Raw genomic sequence first — 21,548 nt, 5'->3', positions numbered from 1 at the left:
CGCCTTGGCGTCGGTGCCCTCCACCGCAGTGGCCACGTCTGCTTCCTCCCCCGGAACGCCTGGTGGTACGACCAACAGGATAAGTACCCGCTCCCCACCGTTGTTCCCGCGCGCCGAGGGTGGGGCCATGACCACCCTGACCCCGTCCCCGGCCGCCCCGCCACGACCCGCCGCGACGCCCCCGGCGCTGACCGGCCGCTCCCGGCTGATCCTCTTCGTCCTCTGCGCCGCCCAGTTCATGGTGGCGCTCGACTTCTCCGTTCTGAACGTCGCGCTGCCGGTGCTCGGCGCGGACCTCGGCCTCGGCCGCTCAGCCCTCACCTGGGCGGTCACCGCCTTCGCGCTGCCGGCGGGCGGCTTCCTGCTGCTCTTCGGCAGGATCGGCGACCTCTACGGCCGCCGCCGGCTGTTCCTCGGCGGGCTGGCGCTCTTCGGCGCGGCCTCGCTGCTCGCCACCCTTGCCTGGGGCCCAGGCGCCTTCCTCGCCGCCCGCGCCCTCCAGGGCCTGGGCGCGGCGGCGATCGTCCCGGCCGGCATGTCGCTGCTGACGACCACCTTCCCCGAGGGGCCGCTGCGGGACCGGGCGCTCGGCATCTCCGGCACCCTGCTCTCGCTGGGCTTCACCGTCGGCATGCTCCTCGGCGGTGTCATGACCGACACGCTCGGCTGGCGCTCCACGATGGGTCTGCTCGCCCTCTTCGCCGCGGTCGTGCTGCCGCTGGCGCCGGGCCTGCTGCCCGAGTCCCGCAACCCCGAGCGGCCCCGGCTGGACGTGCCGGGCGCGGTGACCGTCACGGGCGGACTGCTGGCCCTGATCTACGCCCTGTCGACGGCGGCGGAGCGCGGCTTCGGCGGGGCGGACGTCCTGGCCGCCCTGGTCGTGGGGGTGCTGCTGCTCGTGGCGTTCGGCGTGGTCGAGTCGCGGCACCCGGCCCCGCTGGTCTCGCTGCCGATGCTGCGGCGGCGGACGATCGCCTTCGGCAACCTCGGCGGTCTGGTCACCTTCTCGATGATGTCGGCGGTCGTCTTCGTCCTGACGCTGTACCTCCAGGAGACGCTGGGGCTCTCCGCCTTCGCCACCGGCCTCGTCTTCGGCGTGCAGGGCGCGCTGTCGGTCCTGGCCGGAACCCTCGCCCCGAAGGTGATCGGCCGGCTCGGCGCCCGCCGCACGCTCGTCGCCTCCCTCGCCGGTCAGGGCCTCCTGACGGCCGCCCTCCTGGGCATCGGTACCGGCTCGGGCGTGGTCCTGGCGACCGTCGCGGTCTCGCTGGCGTCCATGTGCCACCTCGGCGCGATCATCTCGTACGGCCTGACCGTCACCTCCGGCGTCCCGGACAACGAGCAAGGCCTGGCGACGGGCCTGGTGACCACGACCCAGCAGGTCGGCCTCACCATCGGCATCCCGCTCCTCGGCTCCCTCGCGACGGCCGGCGGGGAGCTGTACGGGGGTGTCCGTACCGTCCTCGCCGTCGACACGGCGGTCGTCCTGGCGACGGCCCTGCTGGTGGCGGCGGGCCTGCGCCGGCGGGCATAGCGGGTCGCCGCCTCCCGGAGGCGGCCTCGGGCCGGCCCGGGCGGGACCTTCCGGTGCTAGGGGGTGTGCCGATCAGACACCGGCAAGATCGACACAGACGCCCCCTAGGGCCGGTCCAGGCGGAGGCGGACCGCCTTGGGGAGGCCGGCGACCACCAGGTCGTAGGAGTCCTCGACGAGCTCCCGGACCATCCGGTCCGGCAGCCCGCCGACGGTCACCGTGTTCCAGTGGCGCTTGTTCATGTGATAGCCGGGGACGACGGCGGGGTGCTCCTCCCGGAGCCGTTCCGCCTCCTCCGGTTCGCACTTGAGATTGATCCGCAGCGGCTCCGCGTCCAGCGCCGAGAGCGCGAACACCTTCCCGGCGACCTTGAAGACGGAGGTCTCCGGGGTGAAGGGGAACTCCTCCGTCGCGTCGTTGAAGTCCAGGCAGAAGGCGCGCAGCTCGTCGGGGGTCATGCCGGACTCTCCTCCGGTTCCACCAGGACGGTGACGATCTTGTTCCGGCGGCCCGCAGGGGACTCGGCGGTCAGCCGCAGCGAGCGGCCGTCGGGGAGCTTCACGGCCGCCTTGGCGCCGGCGATCGGCACCCGGCCCAGGGCCTTGGCGAGGAGGCCGCCGACCGTCTCCACGTCCTCGTCGTCGTACTCGTCCGCGCCGAGGCCGTACAACTCGCCGAGGTCGCCGATGTCGAGGCGGGCGGTGACGCGGTAGCGGTCGTCGCCCAGCTCCTCGACCGGCGGCAGCTCGCGGTCGTACTCGTCGGTGATCTCGCCGACGATCTCCTCCAGGATGTCCTCGATGGTGACGATCCCGGCCGTGCCGCCGTACTCGTCGATGACGACGGCGACGTGGTTGCGCTCCTGCTGCATCTCCCGCAGCAGGTCGCCGGCGTTCTTGGTGTCCGGCACGAACGCGGCCGCCCGCATCGCCGTCGAGACCAGATCGGCCTCCGCGTCGCGGTTGATGTGCGTCTTGCGGACCAGGTCCTTCAGATACACGATGCCGACGATGTCGTCCTCGTTCTCGCCGGTGACCGGGATCCGCGAGAAGCCCGAGCGCAGCGCGAGGGTGAGGGCCTGGCGGACGGTCTTGAACCGCTCGATGCAGATCAGGTCGGTCCGCGGCACCATCACCTCGCGGACCAGGGTGTCGCCGAGCTCGAAGACGGAGTGCACCATGCGGCGCTCGTCGTCCTCGATGAGCGACTCCTGCTCGGCGAGGTCGACCATGGCCCGCAGCTCCGCCTCGGAGGCGAAGGGGCCCTTGCGGAAGCCCTTGCCGGGGGTGAGGGCGTTGCCGATGAGGATCAGGAGCTGCGGGATCGGGCCCATGATCCGGGCCAGCGGCAGCAGGACGTACGCGGCGGCGGTCGCCGTGTTCAGCGGGTGCTGGCGGCCGATGGTGCGGGGCGAGACGCCGACGGCGACGTACGAGACCAGCACCATCACGCCTATGGCGATGAGCAGCGCCTCCCAGGTCCGGGGGAACTCCTCCAGGCAGGCGTAGGTGACGAGGACGCCGGCCGCCATCTCGCAGGAGACGCGCACGAGGAGCGCGACGTTGAGGTAGCGGGTGGGGTCGGAGGCGACCTGGGTGAGCTTGTCGGCGCCGCGCCGGCCGGACCGTACGGCCTCGGCGGCGCGGAAGCTGGAGACGCGGGCGATGCCCGCCTCGGCGCAGGCGGCGAGCCAGGCGACGATGACGAGGGCGACGGCGCCGAAAATCAGCGAGGCGTTCATCGGATACCGCGCGGCCTCAGGAGACGGTCGGGGCGGGGGACGGGCCGGTGAGGCCCTTCTCCGCGCGCCAGCCGTCGACGATGGCCGCCTGGAGACCGAACATCTCGGCCTTCTCGTCCGGCTCCTCGTGGTCGTAGCCGAGGAGGTGCAGCACGCCGTGGACGGTCAGCAGCTGCAGCTCCTCGTCCATGGAGTGCTGGGTGGGGGCGTCCTCGCCCTGCTTCTTGGCGACCTCGGGGCAGAGCACGATGTCGCCGAGGAGCCCCTGCGGGGGCTCCTCGGTGTCCTTCGACGGCGGACGCAGCTCGTCCATCGGGAAGGACATGACGTCCGTGGGCCCGGGGAGGTCCATCCACTGGATGTGCAGCTGCTCCATGGCCCCTTCGTCCACGACGATCACCGAGAGCTCGGAGAGCGGGTGGATGCGCATCCGGGCGAGGGCGTAGCGGGCGATGTCGAGGATCGCCTGCTCGTCGACCTCGGTTCCGGACTCGTTGTTGACGTCGATCGACATGGTGCGGCTGGTCTACTTCCCGTTGCGGCTGTCGTACTGCTCGTACGCGTCGACGATACGGCCGACGAGCTTGTGCCGGACGACATCGTGGGACGTGAGCCGGGAGAAGTGGACGTCGTCGAGGCCTTCGAGGATGTCCTGCACCTGCCGCAGACCGCTCTTGGTGCCGCCGGGGAGGTCGACCTGGGTGATGTCGCCGGTGATGACGATCTTCGAGTCGAAGCCGAGCCTCGTCAGGAACATCTTCATCTGCTCGGGGCTGGTGTTCTGCGCCTCGTCCAGAATGATGAACGCGTCATTCAGGGTGCGACCACGCATATAGGCCAGGGGCGCCACCTCGATCGTGCCCGAGGCCATCAGCTTCGGGATCGAGTCGGGGTCCAGCATGTCGTGCAGGGCGTCGTAGAGCGGCCGCAGGTACGGGTCGATCTTCTCGTAGAGCGTGCCGGGGAGGAAGCCGAGGCGCTCGCCGGCCTCGACGGCCGGGCGGGTCAGGATGATCCGGGTGACCTGCTTGGACTGCAGGGCCTGGACCGCCTTGGCCATCGCCAGATACGTCTTGCCGGTACCGGCCGGGCCGATGCCGAAGACGACCGTGTGCTTGTCGATGGCGTCGACATAGCGCTTCTGGTTGAGCGTCTTGGGGCGGATGGTGCGGCCGCGGCTGGAGAGGATGTTCTGGGTGAGCACCTCGGCCGGGGTCTCCTGGCCTGCCTCCGTCGAGCCGTTCTCGCTCGCCCTGAGCATGGCGATCGAGCGTTCCACTGCGTCCTCCGTCATCGGTTGCCCGGTGCGGAGCACCAGCATCATCTCGTCGAACAGTCGCTGGATCAGCGCGACTTCCGCCGCCTCGCCGACCGCGCTGATCTGGTTGCCCCGGACGTGGATGTCGGTCCGGGGGAAGGCGTTCTCGATCACGCGCAGGAGCGCGTCACCGGAGCCGAGGACGGTCACCATCGGATGCTTGGCCGGGACGCTGAAGTGGGCGCGGGCCTCGCCCGGCGCGCCATTGCGGGATGTGGGTGTCTGAGTCATGGGCCGGCACTGTGGCCTGCACATACCTCCCGTTGCAGGGTTCTCGCCGCTCGACAACCTCTGGAGACCAAGCCTACGACTTGGGGGTGACAAGGCCGAAGCCTTTTCTCCGGGCGGTGCGCCGAGCCGGGAGGGCGCCGGGGGCCGCGCGGGCCGCCCGCGCAGGTCAGGCGCTGCGGCGGAAGCCGATCGTGGGGACCGCGCGGCGCAGGGGCCAGGGCCGGGCGGTGGCCGGGAGCAGCCGTTCGAGGAAGGCGTAGCGGCCGCGCAGCGCCTCCGGGTCCTGGCAGACGTGGCCCTGGACGTGCTGCCACCAGGCGGCGACCTCGCCCCAGCCGGGCGCGGAGAGCGAGCCGCCGAACTCCTGGACGGAGAGGGCGGCGGTCAGTCCGGCGAAGGCCAGGCGGTCGGCGAGCGGCCAGTCGGCGAGGGTTCCGGTGACGAAGCCGGCCACGAAGACGTCACCGGCGCCGGTGGGGTCGAGGGCGGAGACCTGGATGGCCGGGACCTCGGCGGTCTCGCCGGTGGCGCCGTCGACCGCGTAGGCGCCGTCGGCGCCGAGGGTGACGACGGCGTAGCGGACCTTGTCGGCGAGGGTGCGGGCGGCGGCGCGCGGGCAGTCGGTGCGGGTGTAGCGCATCGCCTCCTGGGCGTTGGGCAGGAACGCCTCGCAGTGCTCCAGGTCGGTCAGCCCCGCGAGGTCCCAGCGGCCGGTGTCGTCCCAGCCGACGTCGGCGAAGACCTTGGCGCCGCCGCGGGCGGCCTGGGCGACCCAGTCCTCGGCGCGTCCCGGAACGAGGGAGGCGACGGCGGCGCGGGCGTGGGGCGGGTAGGCGGGCAGGGCGCCGTCCAGGGGCGGGGCCTCGTGGCCGTGGGAGACCATCGTGCGTTCGCCCTCGTAGGCCATGGAGACGGTGACCGGGGAGTGCCAGCCGGGGACGGTGCGGGAGAGCGAGAGGTCGATGCCCTCGCCCTGCTCCAGGGCGTCCCAGCAGTACTCGCCGTAGTGGTCGTCGCCGAAGGCGGCGGCGAGGGAGGTGCGCAGGCCGAGGCGGGCGAGGGCGGTGGCCATGTTGGCGACGCCGCCGGGGCTGGAGCCCATGCCCCGGGCCCAGGACTCGGTGCCGCGGACGGGGGCGCTGTCGAGACCGGTGAAGATGATGTCGAGGAAGACCGTTCCGGTGAGGAAGACGTCGCAGTCGGGATCGTCGGGCTGGCGCAGGCCGACCAACGGGTCGACTCCGGCGTCGTGTTGCTGGTCTCCCCTTGCTGTGGTCACGGCAGGCTCCCCGGTCGTGGTGCGGATCAGCTCAGTGTGCCTGATGGGGGTCGGGTGGCGGGGGTGACGGCGCCAGGAACGGGCCGGAGGACGCCGTCCGCCATCGGGTCCGAGGGAGGGGGGCAACGCCGCCTGCGAGCATCCGGAAAACGGGCGCGTCTACCCCTCGAACAGACCACCAAACCCATTGTGACTCAGATCACACACCGGGAGAGTGGTCCCGGCTTCTCCCGGGCCTCGGTCCCTTGGTTACATAGGTCCGCGATCCCGTGCAACACCGGGCGCTCCACCCCCTCTTCTTCTTCCTTTCCTGGAACGCCCATGTTGTCGCGCCCGCGCGCCCTGGGGCCTCTCGTCGCCCTGTTCACGGCCGGTTACCTCGCTCCGTACCTGCTGCCGACCGTCGTCGGCCGGCTCTCCGCCGGTCTCGGTCTCACCCCCGCCCAGGCCGGTCTGGCGGGCTCGGTCCTGCTGCTCGCCTCCGCGTGCGCCGGGTTCACGCTCGCCGCGCGCGTGGAGCGGATCGGCCCGCGCCGTGCGGCGCGGATCGGCCTGCTGGCCATGGCCGTCGGCTACGGCACGGCCGCGCTCACCGCCACCGTCCCGCTGGTGGTCGGCGGTGCGATCGTCGGCGGCTTCGGCTCCGGTACGGCGACGGCGGTGGCCGCGACCGGCATCGCCGCCCGGCGGGACCCGCACCGCGCCTCGACGCTGGGGCTCCTGTCCGTCTCGGCGGCGGCGGGCGCGCTCTACCTCACGCTGCCCCACCTCGGCAGCGGCCACGCGCTGCCGTTCGCCGCGATCGCCCTCGCGGCCGTGCTGGTATGGCCCCTGACGGCGGGTCTGGCGAGCGGGCCCCGCCGGGGCGCCGCCCGCGCCACGGTGCCGGTGGCGGACCCGGCCGGCTCGCCGCTCCCCCACCGGCGCTCGGGCCTGGTGCTCGCCGTGGGCATCGTCCTCTGGTCGATGGCCCAGAACGCCCTGTGGGGCGTGAGCGGCCGGATCGGGCTCACCCAGGCGGGGCTGAGCGAGGTCACCGTCGGCGCCGTCTTCGCCGTGGCGCTCGGCGCCGGTCTCCTCGGGGTCACGGCGGCGGGCGCGCTGGGTGCGCGGCTGGGCCGCGCGGTGCCGATCGGGGCCGGTACGGCAATCATCGGCTGCTGCGTCCTGCTGAGTTCGGCGGCCGGCAGCCTGCCCGCCTTCGCGACCGGCGAGGTCCTCTGGAACCTCTTCTACCCGGTGGTCCTGTCGTATCTGCTGGGCCTGGCCGCCTCCCTGGACCCGCGCGGCCGCTGGGCGGTGCTGGTCGGCTCCGCGTCCTCGCTCGGGGTGGCCTGCGGGCCGGTCGTCGGCAGCGTCCTCTCGGAGGCGGCCGGGTATCCGGGCATGGGACGCGTGCTGTGCGTGGTGCTGCTGCTGGTCGCGGCCCCGATGACGGCGGTCGCCCTGCACACCTCGGGCCGGCCGCTGGTGCCGGGCTCCGTCCGCCGCCGTGGTGGCGCCCCGGCGGCGGTGGTCGCGGGCACCACGACCGCCTCCACGGGCCTGCTGCCCCAGATCGGCGCCCCGGAACAGGAGGTCGCGGAAGTCGCCGTACCGGCCGCCCGCCGGGCCGGCCAGCGCTCCTTCCGGCTGGCCCGCCCGTCCGACCGGGGCTAGCGCCGGTGGGGCGCTTGTGTGACGAGATGGGATAGGGGACATCCGGGTGGTGAACGGGGCCCGCCGCAACCGCCGTCGGCCGTCCCGTACTCCTCCTCACCAGTCGCACGACACCTGAGGAGGCATTCATGAACGGGCTCCAGACCTTCCCCATGGCCCCGACCGCGCTCTCGGACCTCGACCCCTACCGCTTCCCCGCCGTGCTCGCCCATGACGACTCCGACGACCCCCGCACGGTCCTCGGGACCATGGAGCCCCTGGAGTACCCGCTGCCCGCGCCGGCCCCCGCCAGTCGCCTGCGGATGGTGCTGGAGCCGGAGGACCGGCGCCGTCTCGACCTGCACGCGGCGCTCACCACGGCCGGCATCGCGCCCCTGCCGGGGGATCTCGCTGCGATCGAGGCGCTGTGCCGGCTCGACGACGCGACCCACCTCACGCTCCAGCGGTGGATCGCCGGTCTCCGGTGATCCACCGCCGTGGCGGGCGTACGCGGGACCTGCGGATCAGAAGTCGTCCGCGCCGTCGCGCAGCTGGGGCGTCCAGTAGCCGGTCGCCCACGCCGCCGGGTCGACGGCGATGCCCCCCGCGCCCGGCGCCCGCACCGCGATCACCTCGTCGCTTCCCCGGAGCGTGACGGAGAAGGCGGTCACCGGCTCGTTGTGCTCGTCCACACCGCCGTCGGAGAGCCGCACCCGGGCGTAGGCGGGGGCGCCGGCGGTCAGGACGACGGGGGCGGCGGGCTTGCTCGCGGCGACCGCCGGGACGTTCTCCCGGTGGCTCTCCAGGAACTGGATCTCCGGGTAGCCGTCCAGCCGGCAGCTCTGGCGGGAGGTGTTCCGCGCCGTCAGGACGAGGTGGGTGTAGGGCGGTCCGTCGTCCAGGGTGGCGCTGACCGTGACGTCCCGGGGCGTGCAGACGCGCGTCGTCGCGGCGTCGGCGGAGTTCCGCGCGCCGGAACCCTGCGCGGTGCGCTTCCCGGTGGCGGTGTGCTGCCCGGCGGTGGCGGCGCCGCCCGTCGACGTCCCGCCGCCCGTCGCCGTGCCACCCGTCTCCGTACCGCCGCCCGCCGTCGGCGCGGGGGCCGGGGCGGCGGCCGACGGGGAGGCGGGGAGGGAGGCCGGGCCGGCCGCCTTCGGCGCGGATCCGTCCCCTCCGCAGGCGGTGAGCGTCAGGGTGAGGACGGCGCTCGCGGCGGTGGCGAGGACGGCGGTGCGGCTGCGGAACGTACGCATGGGTGTTCCCCCGTGGCTGGTGGCGTCGGATCTGTCCGGCGCCGCCGGGTGCTCCCCGGTGGCGCCGGACAGAACGGTGCCGGGCGGACCACCGCCACCGCCAGCTTTCCCGGCCGACGTGGGACGCGGGGACGTTCCACCCCAGGTGACCTGCGCGAACGCCTCTTCCTGGAACGCCGGAACGGGACGGCGAGCCCCTCGCCACCCGCTCGGCCGCCGCGGCGGCGGCTACTCCGCGTCGAAGTCGTACGCCTCGACCTCGGCGAGGTACCGCCGCCTGCGCTCCTCGTCGTCGTCCAGGAACGACGCCTCGAAGGAGTTGCGGGCCAGCGTCCGCAGCTGGTCCCGGCTCAGCCCGAGGGCGCCGCGCACGGCGGCGAAGGTGTCCCCGACGTAGCCGCCGAAGTAGGCCGGGTCGTCGGAGTTGACCGTCACCATCAGACCGGCGTCCATCATCGAGGCCAGCGGATGGTCCTCCAGGACGTCGATCGCCCGCAGCCGTACGTTCGACAGCGGGCAGAGCGTCAGCGGGATCCGTTCCCGGGCGAGCCGTTCGACCAGCTCCGGGTCCTCCATCGCGCGCAGACCGTGGTCGACGCGCTCCACGCCGAGGACGTCCAGCGCCTCGCGGATGTAGGCCGGCGGGCCCTCCTCGCCCGCGTGGGCGACCTTGCGCAGCCCCAGCGCCTCGGCCGCCGCGTACACCTCGCGGAACTTCGACGGCGGGTGGCCGACCTCGGCCGAGTCCAGGCCGACGCCGGTGATCCGGTGCAGGTACGGCTTCGCCGCCTCCAGGGTCGCCATCGCCGACTCGGCCGACTCGTCGCGCAGGAAGCACATGATCAGCCGGGTGGAGACGCCGTACCGCTCCTCCGCGCCGTCCAGCGCCGCCGCCAGGCCCTCCACGACCGTGCCGATGTCCACGCCGCGCGCCGTGTGCGCCTGCGGGTCGAAGAAGACCTCGGCGTGCCGCACCCCCTGGGCCGCGGCCCGCGCCAGATAGGCGTCGGCGAGTTCGGTGAAGTCCTCGGCGGTGCGCAGCACCGCCATCAGCCCGTAGTAGAGGTCGAGGAAGGACTGCAGGTCGCTGAAGAGGTACGCCTCGCGCAGCCGCTCGGTGTCGGCGTACGGAAGGGTGACGCCGTTGCGGGCGGCGAGGGCGAAGGCCAGCTCCGGTTCGAGGGTGCCCTCGATGTGGAGGTGCAGCTCGGCCTTGGGGAGGGGATGGGGCATGGATCTATCTTTTCGGTAGGGGAACCCTCATGAGGTCCCGGGCGATGGTCAGCTCGCCCTCGAACCCGGCGGCCCGCGCCTGGCGTTCGAACTCCGCCGGGTCGTCGTAGCGCTGCGAGAAGTGGGTCAGCACGAGATGGCGCACCCCCGCCTCGCGCGCCACGTCGGCGGCCTGTCCGGCCGTCAGGTGGCCGTGGTCGGTGGCGAGCCGGACGTCCTCGTCCAGGAAGGTCGACTCGATGACGAGCATGTCGGCGCCGTCGGCGAGCACCCGCACACCGTCGCAGAGCCGGGTGTCCATGACGAACGCGAAACGCTGGCCGCGTCGTGTCTCGCTGACCTCGTCGAGGGTGACGCCGTCGAGGACGCCCTCGCGCTGGAGCCGGCCGACGTCCGGGCCCGCGATCCCGCGCTCGGCGAGCTTCGCGGGCAGGATGCGGCGCCCGTCCGGCTCGGTCAGCCGGTAGCCGTACGACTCGACGGGGTGCGAGAGCCGGTGGGCGTCGAGGGTGTACGCGTCGGTGACGGCGAACGGGCCGTCGGCGGCGAGGGGGACCTCAGTCAGGCGCACGGTCTCGCGGTAGGCCGTGGCGTACCGCAGCCGGTCGAAGAAGCGCTGTCCGCTCGCCGGGTAGTGCGCGGCGACCGGGTGCGGGACCTGGTCGAGGTTGATCCGCTGGATCACCCCGGCCAGGCCGAGCGAGTGGTCTCCGTGGAAGTGCGTGACACAGATCCGGTCGATGTCGTGCGCCGCGACCCCGGCCCGCAGCATCTGGCGCTGGGTGCCCTCACCGGGGTCGAAGAGGATGCCCTCGCCGTCCCAGCGCAGCAGATAGCCGTTGTGGTTGCGGTGCCGGGTGGGGACCTGGCTGGCCGTGCCGAGGACGACCAGTTCGCGTACGGACACGACCGGTTCTCCTTATCCGGGGGGCCAGTTGAGGCCGCGGCCGCCGAGCACGTGGGCGTGGGCGTGGAAGACGGTCTGGCCCGCGCCGGCACCGGTGTTGAAGATGATCCGGTAACCGCTGCCGTCGACCTTCTCCTGCGCGGCGATCTCCCCGGCCTCGCGCAGCACGTCGGCGGCCACGGTCGGCGCGGCGGCCGCGAGGGAGGCGGCGTCGGGGTAGTGGAGGCGCGGGATGACGAGGACGTGCGTGGGCGCCTGCGGGTTGATGTCCCGGAAGGCGAGGGTCGTCTCCGACTCCCGGACGATCGTCGCCGGGACGTCCCCTTCCACGATCTTGCAGAACAGGCAGTCGCTCTGCGGCTCTCCGGCCATGGCCCGGGCCTCCTCGCCTTCGATGATCAGTACACCGGCATCGTATCGGCCGCGCGGGCGGCGGGGGCGGGGGCGGGGGCGTACGTCGACGAGCGGGCGTTCCGTCAGATCGCCGGGCGCCGGCCGGACCACAGGACGGGCCAGAGCAGGGTGAGGACCGCCAGGCCGGTGACCGCCCCGGTGTGCTCCGGCCACGAGGTGGCGGCGGGGACGACGGCCACGAGCAGCGGCGGGCCGACGGCGGCCGTCGTCCACCAACGGCCCCGGCCCGAGGCCAGCGCGCCGACGGCCGCCACCAGCAGGATCACCACCAGCGCACCGCCCATCAGGAGCCGCGCCGGGGAGGGCAGCGCCTCCTCGGCCTCCCCCATCGCGCGGCCGAGGGCGGCGGCGAGGGCGGCGACGGCTCCGGTGAAGACGCAGTGCAGCGGCAGTACGCGCCGGACCGGCAGCGCCCCCGGTGCCAGCAGGGGCAGGCCGGAGGAGCCGGAGCGCAGCGTCAGGGACCAGAGCAGGACGAGGACGGTGAAGACGGCGACGCCGACCGTGCGCAGCGGCCGGTCCCACACCGCCTCGCCGGCCGCGTCCACCGACTGCACGAGCCCCTCGCCGAGCACGATCAGGGTGAAGAGGCCCAGCCGCTCGGCGAGATGGGGCACGTCCGCGCTCACGATCCGCGGCTTGGCGCGGGCCGCCGGCGTACGGTCCCCGGGGGCGGGGCCCGGCGGTGCGGGGGCTTGCGGGGCGGAGGGCCGTTCGGCGGGGCCCTGGGCGGCGGAGTCCGGAGCGGCGGAGTCCGGAGCGGCCGCGTCCGGGGCGGCGGGGCCGCGTCGGGCGTGCCGCCGCTCCTCGTGCGTCCAGTCCTCGTCGATCTCGCGCTGCAGCGTGGTGCGCGAGACCTTGACCATCACGAACATGTCGATCGTCAGGCCCACCCCCCACAGCCACAGCCGGTCGTCGCCGTCGGCCCACAACGACACGATCCAGGGGACGAGCCCACCGCCGAGCCTGACCACCGGCAGGTCCGCGAGGACCTGGCCGCGGGCTTGCCAGACGCGCGAGGCGGCCACCCGCACCAGGACGAAGGCGAGCGCGAAGGCGAAGGCCCGGTCGTCGGACCCGCTCACGCCGGGGACGGCCGCGGCCATCACGGACATGCCGAACATCCCGGCGACCATCGGCAGGAGCCGGGTCCCCTCCCCGGCGATGTTGCCGTACATGGTGAAGAGGGCCCAGGTGAGCCAGAACGCCAGGAAGAGCAGCACGTACTCGGCGAGGTCCGGGCCGGTCGGCCCGGTGTGCAGCAGATGGGCGATCTGCCCCACCCCGGCGACGGCGATCAGGTCGAAGAACAGCTCGAGCCAGGAGGCATGGCGTTCGCCGGCCGGCAGCGGCTCGGGGACGCGTACCGCCGCTTCCTCGGGAGATGCGGGCATACCGGAATTATTCGGGCCCGACCGGGTCAGGCGACCGCACCGACACCCGGGGGCGCGGTGCGATCAGCTCTTGGGGGCGCGGCGCTGGAGCGCGGCGCGGCTGACCCAGTAGGTGATCACGACGACCCAGAACAGCGGGAAGCCGAGCGCGCCGACGGCGGCCGCGTCCGTCGGCCAGAGCGCCACGGTCACCACCGAGTGCAGGCCGAGCAGCCCGACGGCGACGCCCATCGCGACCACCGGGCGGCAGTTGCGCGCGACCAGGCGGAGCGGGCGGCGCAGCCGTGGTGGGACGCGCCGGGCCATCCACAGCGCCCAGCCGCCCCACCCGCCGAGGATCACGGCCATGCCGACCAGGAGCGGGACGAGCGCCTCGCCCGCGCTCGCGCCGGGGTCCACGGCCGCCGAGCCGACGGCCGACGCGACGAAGCCGAGGAAGGCGACCCAGCGGGCGCCCGCGACGGTGCCCCAGGCCATGGCCTCCAGGTTGTAGCGGGCCTGCCGGTCGTTCAGGTCGAGGGCGGCGGACTCGACGAAGCCCTCGGCCGCCTTCGTCCAGGCTCCGGGCCGCAGCCAGCGGCGGCGCAGGTGGATCAGGGAGAGGTTGTTGTGCGCCTCGCTGCTCTCGGGGTCGAGGCGCAGCGCCGTCTCGTAGGCGCGCTGGGCCAGCCGGTGGTCGCCGACGCGGTGGGCGGTGAGTCCGACGAGGAAGTGCGCGTCGCTCTCCTCGGGCGCGAGGGAGACGGCGGTGCGGGCCGCCTGGTAGGCCTCCAGCTTGCGTTCCCTGCGCACGGAGCGGTCGAGGACGCTGCCCAGGGCGTAGTGGCTCCCCCAGTACTGGGGGGCGAGTTCGACGCAGTAGCGGGCGGACCGCTCCGCCTCCTCGTACTGCTTCATCGCGAGCAGGACGTGCGTGCGCATCAGCCAGCCGCCGAGCGAGTCGGGTTCGGCGAGCAGGGCCTGTTCGACGGCGTCGAGGGCCTCCTCCTCGCGGCCCAGGCGGTGCCGGCAGCGGGCGAGCAGGACGAGCGCGGCGGCGTCCTGCGGGGCGTCGGCGAGGTGCCGGGCGGCGAGGGCGGCGGCCTGCTCGTACCGGCCGGTGTCGAAGAGCACGTCGGCCCTGGCAAGGGCGGGGCTCGTCGGTCCGGTCACAGCTTCCGCTTCCGCTTCAGATAGGCGAGGAGGTCGTCGTAGGTGCCGCCGTCGTTGGCGAACATGGCGACGTTGCGGGCGGCGGCGAACCAGGACTCGCTGGACGGCTTGATCTGCTTGGCCGCGCCGAGGAGGTCCTTCATCCCGATCATGCGGACGGTGCCGGTACGGGCGGAGTCGAGGAGCGCGGACTCGGCGGCGGTCTCGCAGAGATGGGCGAGGTCGGCGCCGGAGAAGTCCTCGGTGACCTTGGCCAGTTTGCCGAGGTCGACGGCTTCGATGGGGCGTTCGCGCAGGTGGTAGCGGAGGATCGCCTCGCGGGCCGGGGCGTCGGGCGGCAGCACGAGCAGGGTGCGGTCGAGCCGGCCGGGGCGGCGCAGCGCGAGGTCGACGTCCCAGGGGACGTTGGTGGCGGCGAGCACGAAGACGCCGTCGTTGCCCGGGCCGCTGTCGACGCCGTCGAGTTCGGTGAGGAGCTGGTTGACGACGTTGCGCAGGCCGCTGTGGTGGGTGCGGGAACGCTTGGCGCCCAGGGCGTCCAGCTCGTCGAGGAAGACGACGCAGGGCGCCTGGCGGCGGGCGGTCTCGAAGATGTCGTGGACGTTCTTCTCGGACGTGCCGATGTACATGTCCAGGATGTCGGAGAGCGAGACGGACAGGAAGCTCGCGCCGAGTTCGCCGGCGACGGCGCGGGCGATGAAGGTCTTGCCGCAGCCGGGAGGGCCGTAGAGGAGCAGTCCGCCGCGCAGCGACTTGCCGTAGAGCCTGCGCAGTTCGGGGTTGCGCATGGGGGCGAGGAAGGCGGCCTCCAGGCGGTCCTTGACCTGCTGCATGCCGCCGACGTCGGCGAGGCGTACGGATCCGGGGGCGTCGACGTCCCAGGCGGACGCGTCGCCGGGGTCGCCGCTCCCGTCGGCGGTCAACGGCCGCTCCAGACCGCCGCCGCCGTCCCCGTCGGGGCCGCTCTCCACGAACCGCGGGCCGACGACGTCCCCGACCTCGCGCTCGGCCGCGTCCCAGTCGAAGGGGGCGGGTGCGGCGGGTGGGGCGGTGGGGGCGGGTGGGACCTCCGGGGCGTCCGGGGCCTCAGGGGCCGCTGGGGTCTCAGAAGCCGCCGGGGCTGCCGGGGCGTTGTCCGGGAGCTCGGGAGCCGCCGAAACCTCCGGGGTCGCCGGGCCGGTCGCGGGCAGGCCCATCGCGCGGGCCATCACGGCGCGGGCGGCCGCGTCCCCCGGGGCGTGCTGGAGCGCGACGGCCGCCTCCGCCACGGCCTCGTCGTTCCGCCCCTCGGCGAGGAGGAGTTCGGCGACGTGCAGCCGCAGGGGTACGTCTCCGGGGGCGGCGGCGACCGCGGCGCGCAGACTACGGATCAGAGGGGATTCGTCGGCCATGCCAGCAGCCTAAGGAGCCCGCCCCCGCCCCTGTCCACCGGGCCGGGCCACGACGGAGGCCGGACCGGCCGCCGCGGCGGGTGCCCGCTCAGGACCAGCGGCCGGTGCGGCCCAGCAGCAGGGCCGTGGCCGCCGTGCCGGCGGTGGAGGTGCGCAGGACGCTGTGGCCCAGACGGTACGGCTTCGCGCCCGCCTCCTCGAAGAGGGCCAACTCCTCCGGGGAGACGCCCCCTTCGGGCCCGACGACCAGCACGATCTCGCCGTCGGCCGGAAGCGGGGCGTCGGCGAGGGCCCCGCTCGGGTGGGCGCGGTCCTCGTGCAGGACGGCCGCGAAGTCCGCGCGCGCGAGCAGCGCCGCCACCTGCTTGCCGGTCATCGCGTCGGCGACCTCGGGAAAGCGGGTACGGCGGGACTGCTTGCCGGCCTCGCGGGCGGTGGCCCGCCACTTGGCGAGGGCCTTGAGCCCGCGGTCGCCCTTCCACTGCGTGATGCAGCGGGAGGCGGCCCACGGGACGATCGCGTCGACGCCGGTCTCCGTCATGATCTCGACGGCGAGTTCGCCCCGGTCGCCCTTGGGCAGGGCCTGGACGACGGTGATCCGCGGCGCCGGCTCCGGGTCCTGGTGGACGGCCTCGACCTCGACGGTCAGCCGGTCCTTGCCCTCGGCGGCGGTCACCGCGCACGCTGCCCAGGCGCCGCGCCCGTCGGTGAGGACGAGCTCCTCGCCCGCCCGCAGGCGCTTCACGGAGACGGCGTGCCGGCCCTCGGGGCCGTCGAGCACGAAGGCGCCGGGGCCGGGTACGGCGTCGACGACGAAGACGGGGGCGGTCATGTCACATTCCTCTGGGCGGGCGCGGAGAGCGCGCGGAGCGCGGTGTCGAGTTCGGCGGCCAGCACCTCCACGAGCTGGCCGGCCGGGAGTTCCCGGGCGAGGCGGTGGCCCTGGCCGGCCCACAGGGCCATGCCCTGCGCGTCTCCGGCGGTGGCGGCGGCCTTGCGCAGGGGGGCGGTGAGGTGGTGGACCTCGGGATAGCCGACGGGGGCGTACGGCCCGTGCTCGCGCACGAAGCGGTTGACGAGCCCGCGCGCCGGACGGCCGGAGAAGGCGCGCGTCAGCTCGGTCCTGGCGAACAGCGGATGGGTCATGGCCTGCTTGTGCAGCGGGTGCGCGCCCGATTCCGGGCAGACGAGGAAGGCGGTGCCGAGCTGGGCGGCGCCGGCTCCGGCGGCGAGCACGGCCGCGATCTGCGCCCCGCGCATCAGTCCGCCGGCCGCGACGATCGGCAGCTGGACGGCCTCCTTGACCTGGGTGACCAGGCTGAGGAGTCCGGTCCCGGCGTCGGCCTCCGGATCGTCGCGGTGGGTCCCCTGGTGCCCGCCGGCCTCGACGCCCTGGACGCACACCGCGTCGGCGCCCGCCCGCTGGGCGGCCTGGGCCTCCTCGGCGGAGGTGACGGTGACGATCGTGAACGTACCGGCGCGGGCGAAGGCTTCGAGGGTGTCGCCGCCGGGGCAGCCGAAGGTGAAGGAGACGACGGGGACCGGGTCCTCCAGGAGGATGGCCAGCTTCGCGTCGTACGCGTCGTCGCGGCCGCTGTCCGTGTCGCCGAGGGCCGTCTCGTACCAGGTCGCCTCGCCGGCGAGCTGATGGCGGTACACCTCGACGGCGGCGGGGTCGGCGGGCTGCCCGCTCTGCGGCATGAAGAGGTTGACGCCGAAGGGCTGCCCGGTCAGCCCGCGCACCTGTTTGATCTCCTGGTACAGGCCGCCCGCCGTCTTGTAGCCGGCGGCCAGGAAGCCGAGCCCGCCGGCCTCGCAGACCGCTCCGACCAGCTGCGGACAGGAGGCGCCACCCGCCATGGGGGCCTGCACGATCGGGTATCGGGACAGATCGCTCAGTGCGGTGGTGGACATGCAGGCATCGTGTCATGAGCGGGCCGGGTGACCGAAACGCCGCGGGGCGCCGCCCGCGGTGTGCGGACGGCGCCCTGCGTACGTACGGCTCCGGCGGTGTGCCGGCCGGGTCCGGCGGTGGTGCCGGCCGGGGCTACCGGCCGTTGAAGGCGTCCTTCAGGCGCGAGAAGAGGCCCTGCTGGCCGGGCTGGAACTGGCCCGTCGGGCGCTCCTCGCCGCGCAGCTTGGCCAGTTCGCGCAGCAGGCGCTCCTGCTCCGGGTCCAGCTTGGACGGCGTCGTGACCTCGACGTGCACGATCAGGTCGCCGCGTCCGCCGCCGCGCAGGTGCGTGATGCCGCGCCCGTGCAGCGGGATCGACTGGCCGGACTGGGTGCCCGGCCGGATGTCGATCTCCTCCACGCCGTCGAGCGTCTGCAGCGGCACCTTCGTGCCGAGCGCGCCGGCCGTCATCGGGATGGTGACCGTGCAGTGCAGGTCGTCGCCGCGCCGCTGGAAGGTCTCGTGCGGGACCTCGTGGATCTCGACGTAGAGGTCGCCGGCGGGGCCGCCGCCGGGGCCGACCTCGCCCTCGCCCGCGAGCTGGATCCGCGTGCCGTTGTCGACACCGGCCGGGATCTTGACCGTGAGCGTACGGCGCGAGCGGACCCGTCCGTCGCCCGCGCACTCCGGGCAGGGGGTCGGGACGACCGTGCCGAAGCCCTGGCACTGCGGGCAGGGGCGGGAGGTCATGACCTGGCCCAGGAAGGACCGCGTGACCTGCGAGACCTCACCGCGGCCGCGGCACATGTCACAGGTCTGGGCGGAGGTGCCGGGCGCGGCGCCCTCGCCCGAACACGTCGTACAGACGACGGCCGTGTCGACCTGGATGTCCTTGGTGGTGCCGAAGGCGGCCTCGTTGAGGTCGATCTCCAGCCGGATCATGGCGTCCTGGCCGCGGCGGGTGCGCGAGCGCGGCCCGCGCTGCGACGCCGTGCCGAAGAACGCGTCCATGATGTCGGAGAAGTTTCCGAAGCCGCCCTGGCCGAAGCCGCCGGCCCCGCCCGCGCCGCCCGAGGCGGACAGCGGATCGCCGCCGAGGTCGTAGACCTGCTTCTTCTGCGGGTCCGACAGCACCTCGTAGGCGGCGTTGATCTCCTTGAAGCGCTCCTGCGTCTTCGGATCGGGATTGACATCCGGGTGCAGCTCGCGGGCGAGCCGCCGGAATGCCTTCTTGATCTCGTCCTGGGAAGCGTCGCGGCGCACGCCGAGTACGGCGTAGTAGTCCGTGGCCACTTACGACTCCGCCAGGATCTGTCCGACGTAACGTGCCACTGCGCGTACCGCTCCCATCGTTCCGGGGTAGTCCATGCGGGTCGGTCCGACCACGCCGAGTTTGGCGACTGCCTCGTCGCCCGAACCGTAGCCGACCGCGACGACGGACGTGGAGGTGAGGCCCTCGTGGGCGTTCTCGTGCCCGATCCGTACGGTCATGCCCGAGTCCTTGGCCTCGCCGAGCAGCTTGAGGAGCACGACCTGCTCCTCCAGCGCTTCGAGCACCGGCCTGATCGTGAGGGGGAAGTCGTGCCCGAAGCGGGTGAGATTGGCGGTGCCGCCGATCATCAGCCGTTCCTCGTGCTCTTCCACCAGGGTTTCCAGCAGGGTCGCGAGCACCGTCGACACGGTGCCCCGGTCCTCCGTCTCCTCGAAGGACTCCGGAAGATCCTGCACCAGTTGCGGCACGTCCGCGAAACGGCGGCCGACGACCCGGCTGTTGAGCCGGGCCCGCAGGTCCGCCAGCGAGGCCTCGCCGAACGGCGCCGGGCAGTCGATCACCCGCTGTTCGACCCGGCCGGTGTCCGTGATCAGTACGAGCATCAGCCGGGCGGGGGCCAGCGCGAGCAGTTCCACGTGCCGGACCGTCGAACGGGTCAGCGAGGGGTACTGCACGACCGCGACCTGGCGGGTCAGCTGCGCGAGCAGCCGGACCGTGCGGCCCACGACGTCGTCGAGGTCGACGGCGCCGTCGAGGAAGTTGTGGATCGCGCGCCGCTCGGGCGTCGACAGCGGCTTGACGCCGGCCAGCCGGTCGACGAAGAGGCGGTAGCCCTTGTCGGTCGGGATGCGTCCGGCGCTGGTGTGGGGCTGGGCGATGTAGCCCTCGTCCTCCAGGACGGCCATGTCGTTGCGCACGGTGGCGGGCGACACGCCGAGCTTGTGGCGCTCCGTGAGCGCCTTGGAGCCGACCGGCTCCTCCGTCCCGACATAGTCCTGGACGATGGCGCGCAGCACCTCGAGTCTGCGTTCGCTGAGCATGGCGCACACCTCCAGCTGTCGATCGGTCGTTCGTTCCGGTTGCTCCGTGTTTGGCACTCGCCCTGTCCGAGTGCCAGGAAACCCCCGGCAAGTGTACGGCGGCGGGCGTCGATCCTGGCAAGGAGGCCGCGTCCGAGCCGCCGTGTGGCCACCCCGTGGCCGCGCTGTGGTCTCGCTGTGGTCTCGCCGTGTCCGGGTCGTGTCCGCGCCGTGTCCGCGCCGCTGCGGGGCCGTCGTCGGGCTTCGCCGGTCGTCGCCGCGCTCGGCGGCCGGGGGCCCGCACGGGCTCTCGCCGTAGCGGATAGCGTCGCCGTATGGACGTCGATTGGGAAGAGTTCGGCTGGGAGCGGCTCGCGGACGGGGTCGCGCGGCGGCGGCTGCCCGGATGGGACGCGACGGTGGGTCTGGTGCTCGGCGAGAGGTCGGTCCTCTTGTACGACACGGGTTCCACGCTCCGGGAGGGCGGGGAGCTGCGGGGCCAGGTCGAGGCCATGACCGGGCGCAAGGTGACGCACATCGCACTGAGCCACCCCCACTTCGATCATGTCTTCGGCACGGCGGCGTTCTCCGGGGCGGCGGTCTTCGGCGCGGTGGGCGTCGACGACACGATGCGGCGGGACCGGCACGGCCTGCGGCTGGACGCGGTACGCCAGGGGGTCGACGAGGACGCGGCGACGGAGGCCGCCGACACCCTGGTCCTGCCCCGCCACACCGTGTCCGGCGAGTGGACGCTGGACCTCGGCGGCCGTCAGGTGCTGCTGGCCAACGTGGGCCCCGGCCACTCGGGGCACGATCTGGTGCTCCTGGTCCCCGGCGACCCTGACCCGGAGATCGTCTTCTGCGGCGACCTGGTGGAGGAGTCGGGCGAGCCGCAGGCCGGGCCCGACGCGGTCGGCTCGCAGTGGCCGGCGGCGCTCGACCGGCTGCTGCGCCTGGGCGGCGAGGACGCGGTGTACGTGCCGGGGCACGGGGCGGTGGTGGACGCGGCGTTCGTACGGACGCAGCGCGATGAGCTGGCACGGCGCTTCGGAGTGTCATAACGTCGCGCGAATGCGGAGCTACAACCCGGATCTGACGCCCCCTTGGAAGAAGTCGGCCCCCGTACCGGAGGTGCCGGCGGACGTCGACCTCGTCGTGGAGGAGGTGGCGACGGGCTTCTGCGGGGCGGTGATCCGCTGTGAGGCGGGCACGGTGACCCTGGAGGACCGCTTCGGCAAGCACCGGGTCTTCCCGCTGGAGCCGCGCGGCTTCCTCCTGGAGGGGCGCGTGGTCACTCTGGTGCGCCCGTCCGCCGGGGGGCCGGCGCGGCCCACCCGTACGGCCTCGGGGTCGATCGCGGTCCCGGGCGCCCGGGCTCGGGTGGCGCGCGCGGGCCGGATCTACGTGGAGGGCCGCCACGACGCCGAGCTGGTGGAACGGGTCTGGGGCGACGACCTGCGCATCGAGGGCGTGGTCGTGGAGTACCTGGAGGGCGTCGACGACCTCCCCGCCATCGTCGCCGAGTTCGCCCCGGCCCCGGACGCGCGCCTCGGCGTCCTGGTGGACCACCTGGTGGAGGGCTCGAAGGAGTCCCGCATCGCCTCCCGTGTCTCCTCGCCGGACGTCCTGGTCGTCGGCCATCCGTACATCGACATCTGGGAGGCGGTGAAGCCGTCGTCGGTGGGCATCCCCGCCTGGCCGTCCGTCCCCCGGGGGCAGGACTGGAAGACGGGCGTCTGCCGTGCGCTCGGCTGGCCGGAGAACACCGGCGCGGCCTGGCAGCACATCCTCTCGAAGGTGCACTCCTACAAGGACCTGGAACCGTCCCTGCTGGGCCGGGTCGAGGAACTGATCGACTTCGTGACGGCGCCGTAGCC

Annotated in this window: 21 protein-coding genes; 5 read left to right on the top strand and 16 right to left on the bottom strand. The window is 73.5% G+C overall.

Annotated elements, in window-relative coordinates; all coding sequences use genetic code 11:
• The first annotated feature begins 127 nt into the window (after nucleotides 1–127).
• A complete protein-coding gene (locus ACZ6RC_RS02115; protein ID WP_469578717.1) occupies nucleotides 128–1,534 on the top strand; it encodes an MFS transporter in 1,407 nt (468 codons plus the stop codon).
• Nucleotides 1,535–1,638: 104 nt separating this feature from the next.
• Here ACZ6RC_RS02115 and ACZ6RC_RS02110 read toward each other — a convergent pair whose 3' ends face one another.
• The 5 genes from ACZ6RC_RS02110 to ACZ6RC_RS02090 all read right to left on the bottom strand — a co-directional run bounded on the left by ACZ6RC_RS02110 (nucleotide 1,639) and on the right by ACZ6RC_RS02090 (nucleotide 6,103).
• Complete coding sequence (locus tag ACZ6RC_RS02110; RefSeq protein WP_453614646.1) at nucleotides 1,639–1,992, bottom strand: MmcQ/YjbR family DNA-binding protein; 354 nt, start codon at nucleotides 1,990–1,992, stop codon at nucleotides 1,639–1,641.
• The gene (locus ACZ6RC_RS02105; protein WP_391142489.1) at nucleotides 1,989–3,275 is read right to left on the bottom strand and encodes a hemolysin family protein; all 1,287 of its coding nucleotides are present in this window, start codon (nucleotides 3,273–3,275) and stop codon (nucleotides 1,989–1,991) included. Before ACZ6RC_RS02105 ends, ACZ6RC_RS02110 begins: the two co-directional genes overlap by 4 nt.
• A 16-nt stretch (nucleotides 3,276–3,291) precedes the next feature.
• Nucleotides 3,292–3,789: an rRNA maturation RNase YbeY gene (gene ybeY, locus ACZ6RC_RS02100; protein WP_391142500.1), complete on the bottom strand. Its 498-nt coding sequence runs from the start codon at nucleotides 3,787–3,789 to the stop codon at nucleotides 3,292–3,294.
• 12 nt (nucleotides 3,790–3,801) lie between these two features.
• Nucleotides 3,802–4,824, bottom strand: a complete 1,023-nt coding sequence (locus tag ACZ6RC_RS02095; RefSeq protein WP_391142502.1) for a PhoH family protein — start codon at nucleotides 4,822–4,824, stop codon at nucleotides 3,802–3,804.
• Nucleotides 4,825–4,990: 166 nt separating this feature from the next.
• Nucleotides 4,991–6,103: a carbohydrate kinase family protein gene (locus tag ACZ6RC_RS02090; protein WP_453614641.1), complete on the bottom strand. Its 1,113-nt coding sequence runs from the start codon at nucleotides 6,101–6,103 to the stop codon at nucleotides 4,991–4,993.
• A 321-nt stretch (nucleotides 6,104–6,424) separates the two neighbouring features.
• Here ACZ6RC_RS02090 and ACZ6RC_RS02085 point away from each other — a divergent pair, with 321 nt between their 5' ends.
• Together ACZ6RC_RS02085 and ACZ6RC_RS02080 are read left to right on the top strand one after the other, a co-directional pair.
• Nucleotides 6,425–7,762 carry an MFS transporter gene (locus ACZ6RC_RS02085; protein WP_453614638.1) on the top strand — a complete coding sequence of 446 codons (1,338 nt, stop codon included), beginning with the start codon at nucleotides 6,425–6,427 and terminating at the stop codon, nucleotides 7,760–7,762.
• Nucleotides 7,763–7,890: 128 nt separating this feature from the next.
• The gene (locus tag ACZ6RC_RS02080; protein WP_391142510.1) at nucleotides 7,891–8,229 is read left to right on the top strand and encodes a hypothetical protein; all 339 of its coding nucleotides are present in this window, start codon (nucleotides 7,891–7,893) and stop codon (nucleotides 8,227–8,229) included.
• 36 nt (nucleotides 8,230–8,265) lie between these two features.
• Here ACZ6RC_RS02080 and ACZ6RC_RS02075 read toward each other — a convergent pair whose 3' ends face one another.
• The 11 genes from ACZ6RC_RS02075 to hrcA all read right to left on the bottom strand — a co-directional run bounded on the left by ACZ6RC_RS02075 (nucleotide 8,266) and on the right by hrcA (nucleotide 19,692).
• Nucleotides 8,266–8,994 (bottom strand): DUF4232 domain-containing protein, encoded by a 729-nt coding sequence (locus tag ACZ6RC_RS02075; RefSeq protein ID WP_391142511.1) that lies wholly within the window; start codon nucleotides 8,992–8,994, stop codon nucleotides 8,266–8,268.
• Between the two features lie 228 nt (nucleotides 8,995–9,222).
• The gene (locus ACZ6RC_RS02070; protein ID WP_469578714.1) at nucleotides 9,223–10,227 is read right to left on the bottom strand and encodes an adenosine deaminase; all 1,005 of its coding nucleotides are present in this window, start codon (nucleotides 10,225–10,227) and stop codon (nucleotides 9,223–9,225) included.
• A gap of 4 nt (nucleotides 10,228–10,231) precedes the next feature.
• Nucleotides 10,232–11,134 carry a ribonuclease Z gene (locus ACZ6RC_RS02065; RefSeq protein ID WP_469578712.1) on the bottom strand — a complete coding sequence of 301 codons (903 nt, stop codon included), beginning with the start codon at nucleotides 11,132–11,134 and terminating at the stop codon, nucleotides 10,232–10,234.
• A 12-nt stretch (nucleotides 11,135–11,146) separates the two neighbouring features.
• The gene (locus tag ACZ6RC_RS02060) at nucleotides 11,147–11,506 is read right to left on the bottom strand and encodes a histidine triad nucleotide-binding protein (protein WP_391142517.1); all 360 of its coding nucleotides are present in this window, start codon (nucleotides 11,504–11,506) and stop codon (nucleotides 11,147–11,149) included.
• 104 nt (nucleotides 11,507–11,610) lie between these two features.
• A complete protein-coding gene (locus ACZ6RC_RS02055; protein ID WP_469578710.1) occupies nucleotides 11,611–12,942 on the bottom strand; it encodes a low temperature requirement protein A in 1,332 nt (443 codons plus the stop codon).
• A 63-nt stretch (nucleotides 12,943–13,005) separates the two neighbouring features.
• Entirely contained in the window at nucleotides 13,006–14,094 is a 1,089-nt protein-coding gene (locus ACZ6RC_RS02050; RefSeq protein WP_469578707.1) for a tetratricopeptide repeat protein, read from the bottom strand.
• Nucleotides 14,091–15,485, bottom strand: coding sequence for a tetratricopeptide repeat protein (locus tag ACZ6RC_RS02045; RefSeq protein WP_469578702.1), 1,395 nt, complete (start codon nucleotides 15,483–15,485; stop codon nucleotides 14,091–14,093). The genes ACZ6RC_RS02050 and ACZ6RC_RS02045 overlap by 4 nt, the downstream gene beginning before the upstream one ends.
• Before the next feature lie 88 nt (nucleotides 15,486–15,573).
• Entirely contained in the window at nucleotides 15,574–16,317 is a 744-nt protein-coding gene (locus ACZ6RC_RS02040) for a 16S rRNA (uracil(1498)-N(3))-methyltransferase (RefSeq protein WP_469578698.1), read from the bottom strand.
• Nucleotides 16,314–17,399: a nitronate monooxygenase gene (locus ACZ6RC_RS02035; protein WP_453614620.1), complete on the bottom strand. Its 1,086-nt coding sequence runs from the start codon at nucleotides 17,397–17,399 to the stop codon at nucleotides 16,314–16,316. Before ACZ6RC_RS02035 ends, ACZ6RC_RS02040 begins: the two co-directional genes overlap by 4 nt.
• A gap of 133 nt (nucleotides 17,400–17,532) precedes the next feature.
• Nucleotides 17,533–18,672 carry a molecular chaperone DnaJ gene (gene dnaJ / locus ACZ6RC_RS02030; protein ID WP_391142535.1) on the bottom strand — a complete coding sequence of 380 codons (1,140 nt, stop codon included), beginning with the start codon at nucleotides 18,670–18,672 and terminating at the stop codon, nucleotides 17,533–17,535.
• Nucleotides 18,673–19,692 (bottom strand): heat-inducible transcriptional repressor HrcA, encoded by a 1,020-nt coding sequence (gene hrcA, locus ACZ6RC_RS02025; protein WP_391142538.1) that lies wholly within the window; start codon nucleotides 19,690–19,692, stop codon nucleotides 18,673–18,675.
• Nucleotides 19,693–20,006: 314 nt separating this feature from the next.
• Between hrcA and ACZ6RC_RS02020 the strand changes: the two genes are divergently transcribed.
• Both ACZ6RC_RS02020 and ACZ6RC_RS02015 read left to right on the top strand, forming a co-directional pair.
• On the top strand, nucleotides 20,007–20,732 hold the full coding sequence (locus ACZ6RC_RS02020; protein ID WP_469578695.1) for an MBL fold metallo-hydrolase: 726 nt from the start codon (nucleotides 20,007–20,009) through the stop codon (nucleotides 20,730–20,732).
• Nucleotides 20,733–20,742: 10 nt separating this feature from the next.
• Nucleotides 20,743–21,546, top strand: a complete 804-nt coding sequence (locus tag ACZ6RC_RS02015; RefSeq protein WP_453614613.1) for a DUF3097 domain-containing protein — start codon at nucleotides 20,743–20,745, stop codon at nucleotides 21,544–21,546.
• Nucleotides 21,547–21,548: the final 2 nt, after the last annotated feature.

The sequence above is a fragment of the Streptomyces sp. NPDC048353 genome (genome assembly GCF_055587165.1).
The sequence above is the reverse complement of the archived record's forward strand: the minus strand, read 5'-3'. Positions and strand labels throughout refer to the sequence as shown.

What these genes read in the sequence shown, in the direction of transcription:
- ACZ6RC_RS02115 (WP_469578717.1), top strand. Translation starts at nt 128, where the DNA reads ATGACCACCCTGACCCCGTCCCCGGCCGCCCCGCCACGACCCGCCGCG.
- ACZ6RC_RS02110 (WP_453614646.1), bottom strand. Translation starts at nt 1,992, where the DNA reads ATGACCCCCGACGAGCTGCGCGCCTTCTGCCTGGACTTCAACGACGCG.
- ACZ6RC_RS02105 (WP_391142489.1), bottom strand. Translation starts at nt 3,275, where the DNA reads ATGAACGCCTCGCTGATTTTCGGCGCCGTCGCCCTCGTCATCGTCGCC.
- ybeY (WP_391142500.1), bottom strand. Translation starts at nt 3,789, where the DNA reads ATGTCGATCGACGTCAACAACGAGTCCGGAACCGAGGTCGACGAGCAG.
- ACZ6RC_RS02095 (WP_391142502.1), bottom strand. Translation starts at nt 4,824, where the DNA reads ATGACTCAGACACCCACATCCCGCAATGGCGCGCCGGGCGAGGCCCGC.
- ACZ6RC_RS02085 (WP_453614638.1), top strand. Translation starts at nt 6,425, where the DNA reads ATGTTGTCGCGCCCGCGCGCCCTGGGGCCTCTCGTCGCCCTGTTCACG.
- ACZ6RC_RS02080 (WP_391142510.1), top strand. Translation starts at nt 7,891, where the DNA reads ATGAACGGGCTCCAGACCTTCCCCATGGCCCCGACCGCGCTCTCGGAC.
- ACZ6RC_RS02075 (WP_391142511.1), bottom strand. Translation starts at nt 8,994, where the DNA reads ATGCGTACGTTCCGCAGCCGCACCGCCGTCCTCGCCACCGCCGCGAGC.
- ACZ6RC_RS02070 (WP_469578714.1), bottom strand. Translation starts at nt 10,227, where the DNA reads ATGCCCCATCCCCTCCCCAAGGCCGAGCTGCACCTCCACATCGAGGGC.
- ACZ6RC_RS02060 (WP_391142517.1), bottom strand. Translation starts at nt 11,506, where the DNA reads ATGGCCGGAGAGCCGCAGAGCGACTGCCTGTTCTGCAAGATCGTGGAA.
- ACZ6RC_RS02055 (WP_469578710.1), bottom strand. Translation starts at nt 12,942, where the DNA reads ATGCCCGCATCTCCCGAGGAAGCGGCGGTACGCGTCCCCGAGCCGCTG.
- ACZ6RC_RS02045 (WP_469578702.1), bottom strand. Translation starts at nt 15,485, where the DNA reads ATGGCCGACGAATCCCCTCTGATCCGTAGTCTGCGCGCCGCGGTCGCC.
- ACZ6RC_RS02040 (WP_469578698.1), bottom strand. Translation starts at nt 16,317, where the DNA reads ATGACCGCCCCCGTCTTCGTCGTCGACGCCGTACCCGGCCCCGGCGCC.
- ACZ6RC_RS02035 (WP_453614620.1), bottom strand. Translation starts at nt 17,399, where the DNA reads ATGTCCACCACCGCACTGAGCGATCTGTCCCGATACCCGATCGTGCAG.
- hrcA (WP_391142538.1), bottom strand. Translation starts at nt 19,692, where the DNA reads ATGCTCAGCGAACGCAGACTCGAGGTGCTGCGCGCCATCGTCCAGGAC.
- ACZ6RC_RS02020 (WP_469578695.1), top strand. Translation starts at nt 20,007, where the DNA reads ATGGACGTCGATTGGGAAGAGTTCGGCTGGGAGCGGCTCGCGGACGGG.
- ACZ6RC_RS02015 (WP_453614613.1), top strand. Translation starts at nt 20,743, where the DNA reads ATGCGGAGCTACAACCCGGATCTGACGCCCCCTTGGAAGAAGTCGGCC.